The following is a 16798-nucleotide window of genomic DNA, read 5'->3' as shown; positions in this document are numbered from 1 at the left end:
ATGTCGCGGATGCCATGGCTGTCGGGATGCCCCAGCTGCGAGGAGCCGGTGGAGGAGGGTGACCGCTTCTGCGGCCGGTGCGGCTGTGCCGTGACGGCGGCGGCGCCGTCGACCGACCGTCCGACGGTCCCACTGGCGCCGGGCACGGCCCCGGGCACGTACGGCGGCCGGGCGCCGGCCGCGGGCGGCCACCCGGGCGGGCCCGTACCGGCTGCCGGGGGCTTCCCCGGCGGGCCCGCACCGGCCGCGGGCGGCTTCCCCGGCAGGCCCGTGCCGCCCGTGCCGGGCTCCGGCGTACCGGCCCCCGGTGCCGCTCCGACGGCACACGGGTTCGGCGATCCGTCCTGGCCGGCCCACCCGGCACCGGGCGCGGGCTCCACCGCGTACGGGGAGGCCGCCGGCCAGGGCACGGCGGCGTACCGCGACGGCCCCGCCGGCCAGACCCCCGGGGCCGGAGTGCCGGTGCCCGGCGAGCCGCGGCACGACTTCGACGCCCCGGCCCCCGGGGCCGACTTCGGTGACCCTGCCCCCCGGTTCGGCGAGCACGGGGCCGGGGCAGGTGTCCGCCCGGCCGGCGCCGCCGCTCCCGGCGGCGGAGGCGGGCTGCCCGGCACGGGTGGGGAGTACGGCGGGCCGGTGTTCGCCGCCACCGGCGGCCCCGGCGTGCCCCCGCGCCCCGACCACCCGCCGACGCTGCCCGACGGACCCGACCACCCGCCGACGCTGTACGACGGCCCCGGGCACGAGCCGACGCTGTACGACGGGCCCGGGCACGAGCCCGTGCAGGTGCCCGCGCCGCCCTCGGCGCCCCCCGCACCGCCCGTCCCCGCCCCCGCCCCCGCCCCCGCCCCCGCCCCCGCCACGGTCCCGCGCCCCGCCGGGGCACGGGTCTGCGTCGCCTGCCGCAGCGGGCAGGTGGACACCGACGGGTACTGCGAGAACTGCGGGCACGCCCAGCCGCGCGAGCGGGACCACCAGGAGGAGTCGCTGGAGAGCGTCGCGGCCGTGAGCGACCGCGGCCTGCGGCACCACCGCAACGAGGACTCCTTCGCCGTGGCCGCCACCGCGCTGCCGGACGGCACGACCGCCACCGTCGCCGTGGTCTGCGACGGCGTCTCCTCGGCCAGCAGGCCGGACGACGCCTCCGCCGCGGCCGCCGCGGCCGCCAACGAGTCGCTGCTGTCCGCGCTCCCCCGCGGCGCGCACCCCCAGCAGGCCATGCACGAGGCGATCGTGTCGGCGGCGGACGCCGTCAACGCGCTCGCCGCCGCCCCCGGCCACCAGAACGCCCCCGCCTGCACCCTGGTCGGCGCCGTGGTCACCCACGGCATCCTGGTGATCGGCTGGGTCGGGGACTCCCGCGCCTACTGGGTGCCCGACGACCGCTCCGCCCCGCCCGCCCGGCTCACCGAGGACGACTCCTGGGCCGCCCAGATGGTCGCCGCGGGGCTGATGGGCGAGGCCGAGGCGTACGCCGACGTGCGCGCCCACGCGATCACCGGCTGGCTCGGCGCCGACGCGTACGAACTCGAACCGCACACCGCCGCCTTCAAGCCCGACCGGCCCGGCGTGGTCGTCGTCTGCACCGACGGCCTGTGGAACTACGCGGAGAGCGCCGAGGAGATGGCGCGGGTGCTGCCCGCCGACGCCGCGGCCCGGCCCCTGCACAGCGCGCAGGTGCTCGTCGGCCACGCCCTCGACGGCGGCGGGCACGACAACGTGACCGTGGCCGTCGTGCCGTTCCCCGTGGCCCCGCGTCCGCATTCCTGAGGAGCAGAACCGATGGCCAACTTCGCCAAGCCGAGCGCTCCGCGCTTCGACGTCGAGGTGTACCAGAACGAGTACCTGCCCGAGGGCGGCCGCGACGTCAGCGCCATCGTCACCGTGACCTCGACCGGCGGCGGCAGCGTCACCCGGACCGGCGCCGGCGGCGCGGGTGCCGCCGGCACGGCCGGCCCGGCCGGCGGTTCGGCCGTCGTGATCATGGTCGACTGCTCGGGGTCCATGGACTACCCGCCGGAGAAGATGCGCAACGCCCGCGAGGCGACGGCCGCCGCCGTCGACACCCTCCGGGACGGCACCTCCTTCGCCGTGGTCGCCGGTACGCACGTGGCCAGGGACGTCTACCCGGGCGGCGGCCGCCTCGCGGTGGCCGGCCCGGAGACCCGCGCCGCGGCCAAGGAGGCCCTGCGCCGGCTGAGCGCGGGCGGCGGCACCGCCATCGGCACCTGGCTGCGGCTGGCCGAGAGCCTGTTCGCGGGTACGGACGGGACGGCGATCCGGCACGGGATCCTGCTGACCGACGGCCGGAACGAACACGAGACCCCGGAGGCGCTGGCCGCCGCGCTGGAGCACTGCGCGGGGAGGTTCACCTGTGACGCCCGCGGCGTCGGGACGGACTGGGAGGTCAAGGAGGTCACCGGCATCGCCGAGGCCCTCCTGGGCCGGGCCGACATCGTCGCCGACCCGGCGGGCCTGCGGGCCGACTTCACCGCGATGATGGCGCGGGCCATGGACAAGGAGGTCGGCGACGTCGCCCTCCGGCTGTGGACGCCGGTCGGCGCCGAGGTCCTCTTCGTGAAGCAGGTCGCGCCGAGCGTGGTCGATCTCACGGACCGGCGCACCGAGGCGGGCCCGCGCGCCGGGGACTACCCGACGGGTTCCTGGGGCGACGAATCCCGCGACTACCACGTCGGCGTACGCGTACCCGGCGCCGGGATCGGGCAGGAAATGCTCGCGGCGCGGGCCTCGTTGGTGGCCCCCGCCCCCGCGGGGGAGGGCGCGGGACCGGTCGTGCTGTCCCAGGGGCTGGTACGGGCGGTGTGGACGGACGACCTGGCCGCGTCGACCGCGATGAACCCGCAAGTGGCGCATTACACAGGCCAGGCGGAGCTGGCCCGGGCCATCCAGCAGGGCCTGGAAGCCCGTAAATCGGGAGATTTCGATGGTGCGACGGCCAAGCTGGGACGGGCCGTACAACTGGCGAGTGCGTCCGGGAACGAGGACACTGCGAAACTGCTTGCGAAGGTGGTCGACGTCGTCGACGCCGCGACCGGTACTGTGCGGCTGAAGGCGAAGGTCACGGATGCGGACGAGATGACTCTCGAAACGCGTTCGACGCAGACCGTTCGAGTGAAGAAGTCCTGAATTGCGGCCCTGACGGGGGCTGGACAGGGAGAGGGGGAAGGGCCGACATGCCGACCTGCCCGAACGGACACCAATCGGTCTCCGAAGACTGGTGCGAGGTCTGCGGCCACCGCATGGCCGGACCGGGTGCGCCCGCGGGGGCTCCCGCGCCGGGGCCCTCCTACGGCGGCTACGGCTACCCGGGTCCCGGGGGCGACGCCACCATGCAGGCCGAGCTCTGCCCGCAGTGCCGCACCCCCCGCGAGGCCATGGCGCCGTTCTGCGAGGAGTGCCGCTACAACTTCCTGACCCGCCAGCCCACCGGGTACAGCCCGCAGCAGCCCGGTGGCGGCCGCGGTCCCGGCCCCGGTTCGCCCGTACCGCCGCACGGCACGGGCGCGGGGGTCCCCGTGCCCCCGCCCGGTCCCGGCGGACGCCCGGGTCCCGGCATGAACCTGCCGCCCGGCTACCAGCCGCAGCAGGACCACTTCGACTACCAGGGCTCCCGGCCCTCCCAGGTGAACCGGCCGGCCGAGCCGCTGCACGGCGACCCCAACGGCGGCTACCAGCAGCCCGGCCCGCCGCCGGGGGCGTTCCAGCAGCGCCACCAGGGCCCGCCGGCCCCCGCGCCCGCCCCGCACCAGACCGGCGGCGACGACTGGATGCTCCCGCCGCCCGGCCAGCAGCAGTCGCAGCAGCCCCCGTACCAGCAGGGTCCGCCGCAGCAGCACCAGCACCCGGGCGCGACCGTGCCCCCGCCCGGCCCCGGCATGCACCCCCAGGGGGGCCACCCGGGCCAGGGCGGACACCCGGGCCAGCAGGGCCACCCGGGCCAGGGCGGACACCCCGGCCAGCAGGGCCACCCGGGACAGCAGGGTCACCCGGGTCAGGGCATGCACCCCGGCCAGCAGGCACCGTTCCCCGCGCAGGGCGGCGCCTGGTCGGCGACCATCGGGCCGGACCGCTCGTACTTCATGGCGATGATGCAGCGCAGCGGCCCGGAGGCCGCGGGCCTGAACCTGCCCGCGTACTCCCCCGAGCAGCACCTGCCGCTGACCGGCGGCCAGATCACCATCGGCCGCCGCCGCCAGTCCACGGGCGAGTCCCCTGACATCGACCTGTCGGTGCCGCCGGAGGACCCGGGCGTCTCGCACCAGCACGCCGTGCTGGTGCAGCAGCCGGACGGCAGTTGGGCGGTGGTGGACCAGAACTCCACCAACGGCACCACGGTCAACGGCGGCGACGACCCGATCCAGCCGTACGTGCCCGTGCCGCTGGGCGACGGCGACCGCGTGCACGTGGGCGCCTGGACCACGATCACCATCCGGCGCGGCTAGCCGGCACCGCCGCCGCGCCGGCTTTCGCGCCCGGTCGGCCCGCACCTGGGGCGGTCACCACGACCGCCCGCCCGGGCCGGCCGGAATGCCCAATTCCCCCTACATCTCCCGTAAATAAGACAATCAGATCCCTGAGATCTGTATGATCATTTTCGGGGCGGGACGATTCGATGCAAACCTGCCTGAGGGCTGACCACCCTCAGCAGCGACCCCTGCCCCGAATCGGTAACGAGGGGAATGGAAAATTGAACATGAAGAGGTCCATGGCCCGCGCCCTCACCATCGGTGCGGCCACCTCCGCCCTGGCCGTCGGCGTCGCCACCAGCGCGTTCGCCGACGGCAACGTCTCCTGGCGGAACGCCGCGACGGGCAAGTACCTGATGGTGGCCCAGGGCACGTTCGGGATGGTGCTCACCGGGTCCTACAGCGAGCCCGCCTGGCGCGAGGTGAAGCAGGGCGACGGCTCCTGGCAGCTCAAGGCGCACAAGGGCTCCGGCAACGCCTGTCTCGACAGCAACGCCGAGGGCCGCGTCTACCTGCTGCCCTGCAAGGACGGCAACAACTACCAGAAGTGGTGGGAGGAGAAGACCCCCACCGGCTGGCGCATCAAGAACAAGGCGACCGGCCGCGTTCTGGACAGCAACGCCCGCGGTCAGGTCTACACGCTTCCGGACAACGGCGGCGCGAACCAGCGCTGGAACTGATGCCTCCGGCAGCCGGGTGAAAACGCGGGGCCCCGCCGACCGGAAGGTCGGCGGGGCCCCTGCGCGTGTGCCTCGGACGGTTCAGATGCCGACCGCGTTCGTCGTCGGCAGCCAGGACTGCAGCTGGAGGACCAGCTGGCTCCACGCGCCGGTGATCAGCATCACGCCGACCGCGACCAGGAACCCCCCGCCGATCCTCAGCACCCACTTGTAGTGCCTCTTGACCCAGCCGAACGCCCCCATCGACCGGCGGAAGGCGAGTGCGGTGAGGATGAACGGCACCCCGAGTCCCAGGCAGAAGAACACCATCAGCAGCGCCCCGCGCCCCGGGCTGTCCTGCCCCATGGAGAGCCCCATCACCGCGCCGAGCGTCGGACCCATGCACGGCGTCCACCCCAGGCCGAACGTGAAGCCGAGGACCGGGGCGCCCAGCAGGCCCGCGGCCGGCTTCCGGTGGATCCTGATGTCGCGCTGCATCAGCCCCGGCAGGAATCCCATGAACGCCAGGCCGAACAGCACGGTCAGCGAACCCAGAACGATTTCCAGGGTCCCCTTGTACTGCGACAGGGTGTTGCCGAAATACCCGAAGAAAGCGCCCTGCGAAATGAACGGGGCCGAGAATCCGAGGACGAAGAGGAACGCCCCGAGAAGCATGCGTCCGCGCTTGGCCCCACCGTCCCCGCCGGCTCCACCGGCCGCGCCGCCGCCGGGGCCCGCCTCCGCGGCGGACAGGCCGGTGACGTAGCCGAGGTATCCCGGGACGAGCGGCAGCACGCAGGGCGAGAAGAAGGAAATGAGACCTGCCAGCAGGGCGACGGGTACGGCCAGCACCAGGGCACCGTTCATCACCACCGAGTCGGCGGTTGCCGCCAGGACCACAGGGCCTCCTTCTTTCCCGCCGCGTTCTGCCCGGCCACGGCTCCCAGGCACATTTCGCCCACAAGTGTGGCACGGGGCTTTCAGGGCCTTTCGTGCGGGCCCCGGGGCGCACCGCGGGGCTCAGCGGGCCCCGCTCCCGAGCGGCCACACGTAGGGCCCCTGCGGGTCGTCCAGCCAGGACCACTCCCCCTCGGCGTTCACGGTCACGCCGAAGCGCTCGCGCCCCGGGCGCCCCTCGCCGCGCCACAGGTCCAGCGCCTCGCGCGGGTGCAGCGCCGCACCGGTCAGCCCGAGCATGAACCGGAACCGGTCGTCCTCGTGCAGGTCGTACGGGAGGTCGTACGGGGGCCTGGACACCTCCGGCGCGGCCACGCCCCGTATCCCGCCGCGCAGCGGCACGAAGTACACCGGCGTGTGCAGGAACCGCCCCTCCGCGAAGCCCGCGCCGAGCACCGCCAGCGCCAGCAGCCCGGTCGAGAGCGGGGCCAGGATCCGCGCCCCGGGCACGCACTGGCCCAGCCAGGCGTGCGGCACCAGAGGCAGCGTGCAGGTCGCGATGATCCGGTCGTACGGGGCGCGGGCGGGACAGCCGCGCGCCCCGTCACCGGTCACCACCACGGGGTGGTAGCCGAGCAGGGCGAGGTGCGCGCGGGCCGACTCGGTGATCTCCTCGTCGAGGTCGACGGTGGTCACGTGCTCGTCGCCCAGCCGGTGGCAGAGCAGGGCCGCGTTGTAGCCGGTGCCGGCGCCGATCTCCAGGACCCGCTGCCCCTCGCGGACGTCGAGGGCGGTCAGCATCCGGGCCATCAGCGAGGGCTGGCTGCTGGAGGAGACCAGCTCCCCGTCGCGCAGCCGAGTGGCCAGCGGGGTGTCCGTGTAGACCCCGCGCAGCCAGCGGGCCCGCCGCTCGGGGTCCGGGTCCTCGCCCCACAGCCGCTCGTACCCCGCGCCGCGGCCCGTGTAGTAGTACGGGACGAACACGTGCCGCGGCACCGCGGAGAAGGCCGCGCGCCAGGCGGGGTCCCGGAGGTCCCCGGCCGCGACCAGCTCGCGGACCTGCGCCGCGTGCGCCGTCTCCCGTTCCACCGCGTGCGGTGCCTCGTGCGCCCTGTGTGTCCGGTGCGCGCTCCGTGCGCCCATGACTCCACTGTCCTGCCGCCGGCGGTTCCCGGCCAACGGGGCGGTCCTGGGACGGGGGTCCTCCGTCCGGGCGTCTGAGACGATGGTCGGGTGAATGAGAATCCCCAGGGCACGCTTCCGGAGCAGACGTTCTACGAGCAGGTGGGCGGCGAGGAGACCTTCCGGCGCCTGGTGCGCCGGTTCTACGAAGGGGTCGCCGGCGACCCGCTGCTGCGTCCCATGTACCCGGAGGAGGACCTCGGCCCGGCCGAGGAGCGGTTCGCGCTGTTCCTGATGCAGTACTGGGGCGGCCCCACGACGTACAGCCAACACCGGGGGCACCCGCGCCTGCGGATGCGGCACGCGCCCTTCGTCGTGGACAAGGCGGCGCACGACGCGTGGCTGGGGCACATGCGGGACGCGGTGGACGAGCTGGGCCTGGCGCCCGAGCACGAGGAGCAGCTCTGGCGGTACCTGACCTACGCCGCCGCCTCGATGATCAACACCGCGTAGCGGGGCCGGGCAACGGGGGGCGTACGGGGGCGGCGGGCGTCAGACCGGGCGGACCTGGAGGGCGCCCAGGCCGCCGCCGGGGCGGCGCAGGGCCACGGAGCCGTACGGCGTGCTCAGGCGCAGCCAGCCGCCCGAGGCGAGCAGGGCGACGGGACCGGGCTCGGGCGAGCCGGTGCCGGCGCCCGCGGCCGCCCGTACCGGGCGCAGGAAGCCCAGGGACTGCGCGGCGTGCACGGCACGCAGCGGAAGTTCGGTCCCGCCCAGGGTGCGGGACCAGATCTCGCGGCCGATCCGGTCGCGCTCGGCGCGGGTCCTGGACCCGGCCGGCAGGGCCTCGTCCCGGGCCCGGAACTCCGCCACGGCCACGCCGACGGCGGTCCGCATCTCGTCGGCCGTCGGCAGCCCGGCGATGCGCTGCCAGCCGCCGCGCGGCGGCAGCACGCCGGCCCACGGCGGACCGGTGACGGGCGCGGGCACCACGGCGGTGCCGGCGGCCTCGTCGACCGATTCGAGCAGCTCGCCGGCGGAGACGGTGAGGTCCAGCGTCACGGGCTCGGCGAGCCGGGCCGTACGGATCGCGAGGACCTCGAAGGACGGCGGGCGGCCGAACACGGCCAGCGCCCCGCCGCCGCCCTGGAGGCGGACGGCGGCGGCGCGGTCGTAGTGCACGAGGCGGCCGAGGAAGGCGGCGAGGTCCGCCGCCTCCCCCGAGTCGGCCAGCCGCAGGCGGAGCGTCATGCGGCGGCGCGCCCTTCGGCGCTGTCGTCGACGTACTCCTGGAGGAACGAGCGCTCCTCCTCGGTGATGCGGCGGGGCCGCTGGGCCTCCAGGTCGAAGGGCACGACCACGGTCTCGGCCCGTACGTAGACCTGCTCGGGGTCCTTGATCTCGTAGGCGATGACCAGCGAGGCCGCGCCTATCTTCTTCACCCAGGACTCGACGGTCACCGGCGCGTGCCGGTGGACCAGCGGCCGGACGTAGTCGATCTCGTGGCGGGCCACGACCGACCCGCCCTGGAACGACTGCGAGCCGTTCCCCGGTGCCAGCCGGAACATGAAGTCGATCCGGGCCTCCTCCAGGTAGCGGAGGAAGACCACGTTGTTGACGTGCCCGAAGGCGTCCATGTCCGACCAGCGGAGGGGGCAGCTGTAGAGGTGACGGGCCATGCTCAGCCTCGGGTCAGCTTCTTGTAGGTGGCGCGGTGCGGACGGGTGGCGTCCGGGCCGAGCCGCTCGACCTTGTTCTTCTCGTACGACTCGAAGTTGCCCTCGAACCAGAACCACTTCGACTCGCCCTCGTAGGCGAGGATGTGCGTGGCCACCCGGTCCAGGAACCAGCGGTCGTGGGAGACGACCACGGCGCAGCCGGGGAAGTCCAGCAGCGCGTTCTCCAGGGACGACAGGGTCTCGACGTCGAGGTCGTTGGTCGGCTCGTCGAGGAGCAGCAGGTTGCCGCCCTGCTTCAGGGTGAGCGCCAGGTTCAGGCGGTTGCGCTCACCACCGGAGAGCACGCCGGCCGGCTTCTGCTGGTCCGGGCCCTTGAAGCCGAACGCGGAGACGTAGGCGCGGGACGGCATCTCGACCTGGCCGACGTTGATGTAGTCCAGCTCGTCGGAGACGACGGCCCACAGCGTCTTCTTGGGGTCGATGTTGGCGCGGCCCTGGTCGACGTACGAGATCTTGACGGTCTCGCCGACCTTGATCTCGCCGGCGTCCGGGGTCTCCAGGCCCTGGATCATCTTGAACAGCGTGGTCTTGCCCGCGCCGTTCGGACCGATGATGCCGACGATGCCGTTGCGCGGCAGGGTGAAGGACAGGTCGTCGATCAGGACCTTCTCACCGAAGGCCTTGGAGAGGTTGTTGACCTCGACGACGATCGAGCCCAGGCGCGGGCCCGGCGGGATCTGGATCTCCTCGAAGTCCAGCTTCCGCATCTTCTCGGCCTCGGCGGCCATCTCCTCGTACCGGGCGAGGCGGGCCTTGGACTTGGCCTGGCGGCCCTTGGCGTTGGAGCGGACCCACTCCAGCTCTTCCTTGAGGCGCTTCTGGCGCTTCTCGTCCTTCTTGCCCTCGACCTTGAGGCGCTCGGCCTTCTTCTCGAGGTACGTGGAGTAGTTGCCCTCGTACGGGTGGGCGCGGCCGCGGTCGAGCTCGAGGATCCACTCGGCGACGTTGTCCAGGAAGTACCGGTCGTGGGTGACGGCCACGACACAGCCCTTGTACTGGGCCAGGTGCTGCTCCAGCCAGTTCACCGACTCGGCGTCGAGGTGGTTGGTGGGCTCGTCGAGGAGCAGCAGGTCGGGGGCCTCGAGCAGCAGCTTGCAGAGGGCGACGCGGCGCTTCTCACCACCGGAGAGGGTGGTGACCGGCCAGTCGGCGGGCGGGCAGCCCAGCGCGTCCATGGCCTGCTCCAGCTGGGCGTCGAGGTCCCAGGCGTTGGCGTGGTCCAGGTCCTCCTGGAGCTTGCCCATCTCCTCCATGAGCTCGTCCGTGTAGTTCGTGGCCATCTCCTCGGCGATGGCGTTGAACCGGTCGAGCTTGCCCTTGATCTCCGCGACGCCGTCCTGGACGTTCTCCAGGACCGTCTTGGACTCGTCGAGCTTGGGCTCCTGCATGAGGATGCCGACGCTGTAACCGGGCGTGAGGAAGGCGTCACCGTTGGACGGCTGCTCGATGCCCGCCATGATCTTCAGGACGGTCGACTTGCCGGCGCCGTTCGGGCCGACCACGCCGATCTTCGCTCCCGGCAGGAAGTTCAGGAAGACGTCGTCGAGGATCACCTTGTCGCCGTGCGCCTTGCGCGCCTTGCGCATGGTGTAGATGAACTCAGCCAAGAGAAACCGTCCGGCAGATCGATGATGGGCAGATACACCCCATCTTGCCGTACGTCCATCCCAGGGCGGAAACCCGTATGGCGCCGGTCACCCCCCGCGGGGCGTGCCCGGCGCCGGTGGATCATTCGTGGGACTCGGTGTCCGTGGGGCGCTTGCGCAGCAGGAACACGACTCCGGCGCCCAGGACCACCAGGCCCACGGCGAGCGAGGCGATCACGGGGGTGGCGCTGGAGCTGCCGCTGGCCGCGAGGCGGGTGTCGGAGGCGTCGGCGCTCTCCTCGGCCGCGGGGAGCGGGAGCGCGTCGGCGTAGGTGCGGGCCGCCAGGCGGGTGGGGGCCCAGACCCCGGTGGCCGTGGCGGTGGCCGCGGATTCGCTGGAGCCGGCCACGATCTGCGCCTGGCTGCTGCCGTCGCTGATCAGCACCCGGCCGACCGGGACCTTGGTGGAGCCCTGCACGGTGACCGCGCCGGCACCGTCCGTGGCGCCCTTGGGCACGTCGAACCAGAGCAGGGCGCCGGGGACGGCCGTGGCGACCGGGGCGCCGTCCGCGCCGACGATCCGCACGCCGGCGGCCCGGGCCGCCGCGTCCGGGGCGACGGCGACGCTCTGGGCGCCTGTGTGGACGGTGACGGGCCCGATCCGGCTGCCGGAGGTCCCGGTGACGGTGACGGGGGTCAGGCTGAGCGAGGCGGGCGGCTCGGCGAGCGTGCGGGCGGCCTTCTGGAGGTAGTCGGCCAGCTTCTCGGCCGCCGGGTCCACCGCCTCCACCTGCACGTGGTCCGAGAGGCGCCAGATGGCGACCTGGGTGCCGGCCGCCGCGGTCTCGGCGGTCAGCGCGCCGGCCCCGGCCCGCCGGGCGAGTCCCGCCAGGTCGTTCAGCTGGGGATAGGAGTGCTGGAGGATCCAGCGGATCCGGCCGGCGTCCTTGTTGGCGTCGAGGGGGCTGCCGCTCCAGGCGGTCTCCGCGTACCGCGCCTCCTGCTGGGACTGGATCGCGATGCCCACGCCGTACGTCTGGAGCGTGCCCCCGCCGTCGACCCGCATCTCGTTGAGCCCGGCCGGGACGGTGCGCGGCCCGTCGGGGGTGTGCAGGAGGGCCTCGCCGGAGGCTGCGGGCCCGGCCAGCACGGCGCTCGTGCCGGCCGCGGGCGTGGGCGCCAGGCGCGGGGTGCCGGCGGCACCCGCGGCCCGGGGCGCTCCCGGCGCGCCGGCCGCACCCAGCCCGCCGGCCGCACCCGCGGCGCCGGCGGCACCCGCGGCACCCGCGGCGCGGGGCGCTCCGGCGGCGTGCGCCGCTCCCGCCCCGGCCATGGAAGCGGAACCGGCGAGCGCGGCCGTGAGCAGCACCACGGCGAGCGGCCGCCGCGCAGGCGCCAGAGCAGGCTGAACTGCCGGACGAGATGTAAATGCTGAAAGAAGTGAAGCGGAAACGGCGAAAGACACGGTTTTCCCCTTCGGGCCGGAGCCCCAAGTGCCCACGAGTACCGGGGAATCCTAGCGGTCTCGAACACTCAGACCACCGCCGCCTTCTGAGGTGCCGTCAGCGTGCCCTCGCCCTTGACCACACGGCGGAAGGCGGAGGTGCCCCGACTGAGGTCGTGCCCGACGGCCAGGGCGTCCACGTCCGCCGAGAACCAGCGCTTGCCGTCCTCTTCCTCTTCGTCCTTCACGCGCAGTCTTCCGTGCACCACCAGCGGTTCTCCGACCGAGACGGAACCGGCCAGATTCGCGGCGAGCGCCCGGCGCGCCCACACCGTGTAGAAACTCGTGGGCCCGTCGGCCCAGAGTTCTTTCTGCCGGTCCCAGAACCGCGAGGTCACCGCGAAGCGGAACCGCGCCACGGCGCCGGTCGGCGCCTCGCGGTAGTCGATCCGCGTCGCCACGTTGCCCACCAGCGTCACCAGGGTGTCGTTCATCCCGGCCGCCCCCTTCCTGGTCCGGCTCTCCGTCCGGAAGTCCGTCCGGCACTCCGGCCGGTTCCCTCGTCCGGTCCCATGCTGGACCGGCGCCCGGGAACCCGCCGGAGCCTGTGGACTACCGGCCGGTTGTGGACAACCGCGCCACCGTCGCGAACTGCTCGCGCACCTCCTGGTACCGCAGCAGCTCCGCCGCGACGGGCTCCAGCACCCGGGCCCGGCCGCAGCCGGCGGCCGCCTGCCGCAGCCGCCGCTCGGCCTCCTGCCCGTACCGGCGCGCGGGGCCGCGCGCGGCGACGGTGCACATCCACTCGACCAGGGGACCCCCGACGATGCCGGCGACCATCAGCAGGACGGGCGGCATCAGCCGGGGTTCGAGCACGCCGGCGATCTGCCCCACCAGCCAGAGCCCGCCGTAGATCTGCAGCAGCGTCATGGACGCCTGGGCGAGGACGGCCGCCGGCCACCAGGCGGGCCGCGGCGGCTTGCCCGCGGGCACCCCTGCGGTGACCGCCAGCTCGTCCAGGGCCTCGGGCAGCTGCTCGGCGCCGCGCACCGCGGTCTCGCGCACCGCCAGCGCCCACGGCTCGGGCAGTCCGGACGCCGCGTCGTCCGCGACGGTGCGGACGGCCTGTTCCACCCGCTGCCGGGCGGTGACCTCGTCCTCCGCGGGCTGTTCCGGTTCGGGGGCGGAGCGGCGCAGCAGCTGCGGGGTGCGCTTGTCGTCGTACCAGCGCCACAGCCGCAGCCAGGGCGTGCCGCAGGCGCGGCCGGCGTTGCGCCGCCAGGCGCGCTCGGCGGCGAGGCCGGCGGCGTGCGCGCCGACGGCCTCGGCGAGCCGGTCCTCGAACTCGGCGCGGCTGCGCTCGCTGATCTCGGGGTGCCCGTCGGCCACGTACAGCGGCCGCAGGCGGAGGGCGGCGCGGTCGACGTCGGCGGAGATCCGGCGGGTGGCGGCGCCGCGCTCCTGGGTGAACTGGCCCAGCAGTTCCCGCAGCTCGGGCACGCCCTCGCCGGTGAGGGCGGACAGGCCGAGGACGGTGGCGCCGGGCTCGCCGTGCTCGCCGAGCGCCATGCCGTCCTCGTCGAGGAGCCGGCGCAGGTCGTCGAGCACCAGGTCGGCGGCCTCGCCGGGCAGCCGGTCGATCTGGTTGAGGACGACGAAGGTGATCTCGGCGTGGCCCGACAGGGGCCGCAGGTAGCGCTCGTGGAGCACGGCGTCGGCGTACTTCTCGGGGTCGACCACCCAGATGACCGCGTCGACCAGGGCGAGGACCCGCTCGACGTGCTCGCGGTGGGTGGTGAGGGCCGAGTCGTGGTCCGGGAGGTCGATGAGGACCAGGCCGTTCATGGCGTCGTCGCGGTCGCCGCCGTCGCGCGGCCTGCGGCGGAGCCGGCCGGGGATCTCCAGGCGGTCGAGCAGCCCGGCCGCGCCGTCGGTCCAGCTGCACGCGATGGGCGCGGAGGTGGTGGGGCGGCGCAGCCCGGTCTCGGAGATCTGCACGCCGGCGAGGGCGTTGAAGAGGGTGGACTTGCCGCTGCCGGTGGCGCCGGCGATGGCGACGACGGTGTGCCGCGGGGAGAGCCCGCGGCGGGCGGCGGCCTCGTCGAGGACCCGGCCGGCCTCGGCGAGGGTCTTGCCGTCGAGGCGGGTGCGGGAGAGGCCGACGAGCTGCCGGAGGGCGTCGAGGCGTACCCGCAGGGCCTGGTTCTCGGGGCTGGGGGCGGGGACGGGCGCGGGGGCCGGGCTGCCGGCCCCGGAGACGGCGCGGGCCAGGGCGCCGGTCTCGTCGGGGTCGCCGTCGAGGTCCGCGCCGGGGGCGCCGTCCGCGTTCCCGTCCGCGCCCGTGGCGGCGCGGCGGGCGATCAGCCCGTCGTCCCAGCGGTCGTCGGTGCGGTCGGTCATGGCGGTCAACGCGTCACCTCTCCTTCTGCAGTACGGACAGCGCCGCGATCAGCTCGGCCTGGGGTTCCGGGGTCACTTCGAGGGCGTCGAGGAGGGCCAGCCGGCGGTCGCGTTCGGCCTGCAGGACCTTGTCGAGGTGGCTGCTGACGAGTTCGTTGCCCCGGTCGCGCAGGCGGACCGCGGCGTGTACGCCGATCCGCTCGGCCAGCCGGTCGCCGGCGGCCCGGGCCCGCTTGCCGCCGAGCAGCGCGGCCACGAGGAGGGCGGCCACGGCGTCGGGGGCGGGGGCGGACTGCTTGTCCATGAGGCCCACCTCCTCCTCGGCGAGTTCTTCGAGCACGCGGCGCCAGCGGCGTACCGCCATGCCGATCCGCTCGCCCGCCTCGTGGTCCGGGGAGGGCAGGGTGACGGCCCCGGAGGCGGGTTCGCGGCGCCAGGCCCCGGTGATCCGTTCGTCGGCGGCGGCGACGGCGCACTGGAGGAGGGCGGTCAGGCTCTCGGCGAGGGAGTCGAGGAGTTCGTCGGCCGTGGTGTCGAGGGGGTAGCCGCGCCAGCGGGTCAGGGCGTCCCCGGCGAGGACGGCACCGTTCTGCAGCCGGGCGCGGACGCGCTTGCCCTCGCGCTGGAAGGCGTCCTCGACGGCGGTGGTGAGGCGGACGGCGGCGGCGTGCTGGGCGGCGACGGCGGAGGCGAGTTCGGGCATCCGGCGGCCGAGGGAGTCGAGTACGCCGATGGCGGTGCGGCCCACGGCCTGCTGGCGGGCGGCGGGGTCCAGGGCGCGGTGGCTGAGCCAGTCGTACAGGGGGGCGACGGCGCTGGCGGGCAGGAGTCCGCCGCCGCCCGCGGACTCGGGCAGTTCGGGGACGGTGAAGCGGGGCACGTCGCCGAGGCCGGCGCGGGTGAGCAGGGCGCCGTACTGGCGGGAGACCTCGGCGAGGACCTGGTGGGGTACCCGGTCGAGGACGGTGATCAGGGTCGCGCGGTACTCCTTGGCGGTGCGCAGCAGGTACCAGGGGATGGCGTCGGCGTACCGGGAGGCGGTGGTGACCATGACCCAGACGTCGGCGGCGCAGATGAGTTCGGCCGCGAGGGTGCGGTTCTCGACGACGAGGGAGTCGATGTCGGGCGCGTCGAGGAGGGCCAGGCCGCGGGGCAGGCTGCTGACGGTCTCGATGCGCAGTTCGCGGCCGGTCCGCGGGGCGGGCTTGGGGGCCCGGAGGGCCTTGGGCTTCTCGGAGAGGGGGACGAGTTCCACCTCGTCCTGCGGCTGCCAGACGCGCATGAGGTCGGGCAGCACGCGCATGCCGGCGAACCAGTGGTGGTCGTCGGGGTGGCAGACCAGCACGGGGGTGCGGGTGGTGGGGCGCAGCACGCCGGCCTCGCTGACCTGGCGGCCGACCAGGGAGTTGACGAGGGTGGACTTCCCGGCGCCGGTCGAGCCGCCGACGACCGCGAGCAGCGGGGCCTCCGGGGCCTTCAGCCGCGGTACGAGGTAGTCGTCGAGCTGCGCGAGCAGCTCGGCTCTGGTCTGGCGGGCGCGGGGGGCGCCGGGGAGGGGCAGCGGCAGACGCACGGAGGCGACCCGGTCGCGCAGGGCGGAGAGGGCATCGAGCAGCTGAGGCCGAACATCCAAGGTCACCACATGCGAAGAATGCCCGTTTTTGATGTCTTTTTGAAGCTTATACGCCCTGCGCGCGCCGATCGCGACTCCGGGCGGACACGATGGACAGATGGGATGACTGGGGCGCAGGCATAACGAGTGCACAACACCCGGGGCGCGACCGCGCAAAAGCGGTGCGAGAATCGCACCTGCCTGCGATTATCGGGACCGCTTCACCGAACCTCCACATCGTGGCACGCGAGTGAAGCAACCGGGACAAGGCAACCGGAGCCCTATCCTTGACCCGGCCCGGACGCGGTCCCACCCCCACCCCGGGGCTCCTGGCCACCAAGGCCACCTTTCCGGCCCCCGTAGCTCAGTGGATAGAGCAGGCGCCTTCTAAGCGCTTGGCCGCAGGTTCGAGTCCTGCCGGGGGCGCTCTTCTCTGCCCTTTGCGAGCGCTGCTCGTGGGGGGCTTTCGTCATTCCTCCGGGTTGTCGCGGGCCAGGGTGAGGGCCACTTCCTGGAGGATCTGGTCGGTGCCCGGTTCGGCGCCCGAGGCGTCGTGCGCCTCCGCCAGGGACTCGAAGGCCAGGATGAAGCCGGTCACCAGGGCGCTGAGGGGGCCGGACAGCTGCTCCAGGACCGCCATGCCGACCGCTTCCGCGCCCGCTTCGGCCGGGACGGTGAACTGCGTCGGGATCACCTCGCCCAGCAGTTCGGAGACGAGGCCCTCGTCCACGCCGCCGCGCAGCGCCGTCAGCGCCGCGATGGCCTTGAGCTTGATCTCGTTCTCGGTCATGGGGTCGAGCCTAGGTACCGGTCCGTCCCGCGCGCCCCGGCGGCGCGCGGGACCGGGCGGGT

Annotated in this window: 15 protein-coding genes and 1 tRNA gene; 6 read left to right on the top strand and 10 right to left on the bottom strand. The window is 74.1% G+C overall.

Going from position 1 to position 16798, the window contains the following annotated elements:
• The 4 genes from ACIQUQ_RS17705 (at window position 1) to ACIQUQ_RS17690 (ending at window position 5167) form a co-directional block, all read left to right on the top strand.
• Window positions 1–1770, top strand: coding sequence for a protein phosphatase 2C domain-containing protein (locus ACIQUQ_RS17705; protein ID WP_403976608.1), 1770 nt, complete (start codon window positions 1–3; stop codon window positions 1768–1770).
• A gap of 12 nt (window positions 1771–1782) precedes the next feature.
• On the top strand, window positions 1783–3147 hold the full coding sequence (locus ACIQUQ_RS17700) for a VWA domain-containing protein (protein ID WP_403976606.1): 1365 nt from the start codon (window positions 1783–1785) through the stop codon (window positions 3145–3147).
• Window positions 3148–3194: 47 nt separating this feature from the next.
• The gene (locus ACIQUQ_RS17695; protein WP_403976604.1) at window positions 3195–4463 is read left to right on the top strand and encodes an FHA domain-containing protein; all 1269 of its coding nucleotides are present in this window, start codon (window positions 3195–3197) and stop codon (window positions 4461–4463) included.
• Window positions 4464–4714: 251 nt separating this feature from the next.
• Window positions 4715–5167 carry an RICIN domain-containing protein gene (locus ACIQUQ_RS17690; protein WP_403976602.1) on the top strand — a complete coding sequence of 151 codons (453 nt, stop codon included), beginning with the start codon at window positions 4715–4717 and terminating at the stop codon, window positions 5165–5167.
• Between the two features lie 81 nt (window positions 5168–5248).
• On the opposite strand, the gene ACIQUQ_RS17685 is transcribed toward ACIQUQ_RS17690, so the two are convergent.
• Together ACIQUQ_RS17685 and ACIQUQ_RS17680 are read right to left on the bottom strand one after the other, a co-directional pair.
• The gene (locus tag ACIQUQ_RS17685; protein WP_403976656.1) at window positions 5249–6013 is read right to left on the bottom strand and encodes a cytochrome c biogenesis CcdA family protein; all 765 of its coding nucleotides are present in this window, start codon (window positions 6011–6013) and stop codon (window positions 5249–5251) included.
• 153 nt (window positions 6014–6166) lie between these two features.
• Entirely contained in the window at window positions 6167–7186 is a 1020-nt protein-coding gene (locus tag ACIQUQ_RS17680; RefSeq protein WP_403976600.1) for a methyltransferase domain-containing protein, read from the bottom strand.
• A gap of 90 nt (window positions 7187–7276) precedes the next feature.
• Between ACIQUQ_RS17680 and ACIQUQ_RS17675 the strand changes: the two genes are divergently transcribed.
• Window positions 7277–7678 (top strand): globin, encoded by a 402-nt coding sequence (locus ACIQUQ_RS17675; RefSeq protein ID WP_399950555.1) that lies wholly within the window; start codon window positions 7277–7279, stop codon window positions 7676–7678.
• Window positions 7679–7717: 39 nt separating this feature from the next.
• On the opposite strand, the gene ACIQUQ_RS17670 is transcribed toward ACIQUQ_RS17675, so the two are convergent.
• From ACIQUQ_RS17670 to ACIQUQ_RS17640, 7 genes are all read right to left on the bottom strand, one after another.
• Window positions 7718–8416 (bottom strand): hypothetical protein, encoded by a 699-nt coding sequence (locus tag ACIQUQ_RS17670; protein ID WP_403976598.1) that lies wholly within the window; start codon window positions 8414–8416, stop codon window positions 7718–7720.
• Window positions 8413–8844, bottom strand: coding sequence for an acyl-CoA thioesterase (locus tag ACIQUQ_RS17665; protein ID WP_399950550.1), 432 nt, complete (start codon window positions 8842–8844; stop codon window positions 8413–8415). The genes ACIQUQ_RS17670 and ACIQUQ_RS17665 overlap by 4 nt, the downstream gene beginning before the upstream one ends.
• Window positions 8845–8846: 2 nt before the next feature.
• Window positions 8847–10511, bottom strand: a complete 1665-nt coding sequence (gene ettA / locus ACIQUQ_RS17660) for an energy-dependent translational throttle protein EttA (protein ID WP_403976596.1) — start codon at window positions 10509–10511, stop codon at window positions 8847–8849.
• A gap of 121 nt (window positions 10512–10632) precedes the next feature.
• Window positions 10633–11823, bottom strand: a complete 1191-nt coding sequence (locus tag ACIQUQ_RS17655; protein WP_403976654.1) for a TQXA domain-containing protein — start codon at window positions 11821–11823, stop codon at window positions 10633–10635.
• Window positions 11824–12023: 200 nt separating this feature from the next.
• Window positions 12024–12428 carry a single-stranded DNA-binding protein gene (locus ACIQUQ_RS17650; RefSeq protein WP_403976594.1) on the bottom strand — a complete coding sequence of 135 codons (405 nt, stop codon included), beginning with the start codon at window positions 12426–12428 and terminating at the stop codon, window positions 12024–12026.
• A 118-nt stretch (window positions 12429–12546) separates the two neighbouring features.
• Window positions 12547–14334, bottom strand: a complete 1788-nt coding sequence (locus ACIQUQ_RS17645; protein WP_403976652.1) for a GTPase — start codon at window positions 14332–14334, stop codon at window positions 12547–12549.
• Between the two features lie 13 nt (window positions 14335–14347).
• On the bottom strand, window positions 14348–15967 hold the full coding sequence (locus tag ACIQUQ_RS17640) for a dynamin family protein (protein ID WP_403976592.1): 1620 nt from the start codon (window positions 15965–15967) through the stop codon (window positions 14348–14350).
• 332 nt (window positions 15968–16299) lie between these two features.
• On the opposite strand from ACIQUQ_RS17640, the gene ACIQUQ_RS17635 reads away from it, so the two are divergent.
• Window positions 16300–16372, top strand: a tRNA-Arg gene (locus ACIQUQ_RS17635).
• A 43-nt stretch (window positions 16373–16415) separates the two neighbouring features.
• On the opposite strand, the gene ACIQUQ_RS17630 is transcribed toward ACIQUQ_RS17635, so the two are convergent.
• A complete protein-coding gene (locus ACIQUQ_RS17630) occupies window positions 16416–16736 on the bottom strand; it encodes a hypothetical protein (RefSeq protein WP_403976590.1) in 321 nt (106 codons plus the stop codon).
• Window positions 16737–16798: the final 62 nt, after the last annotated feature.

This window comes from Streptomyces sp. NPDC101118, from assembly GCF_044759445.1.
Taxonomy (GTDB): domain Bacteria; phylum Actinomycetota; class Actinomycetes; order Streptomycetales; family Streptomycetaceae; genus Streptomyces.
The sequence above is the reverse complement of the archived record's forward strand: the minus strand, read 5'-3'. Positions and strand labels throughout refer to the sequence as shown.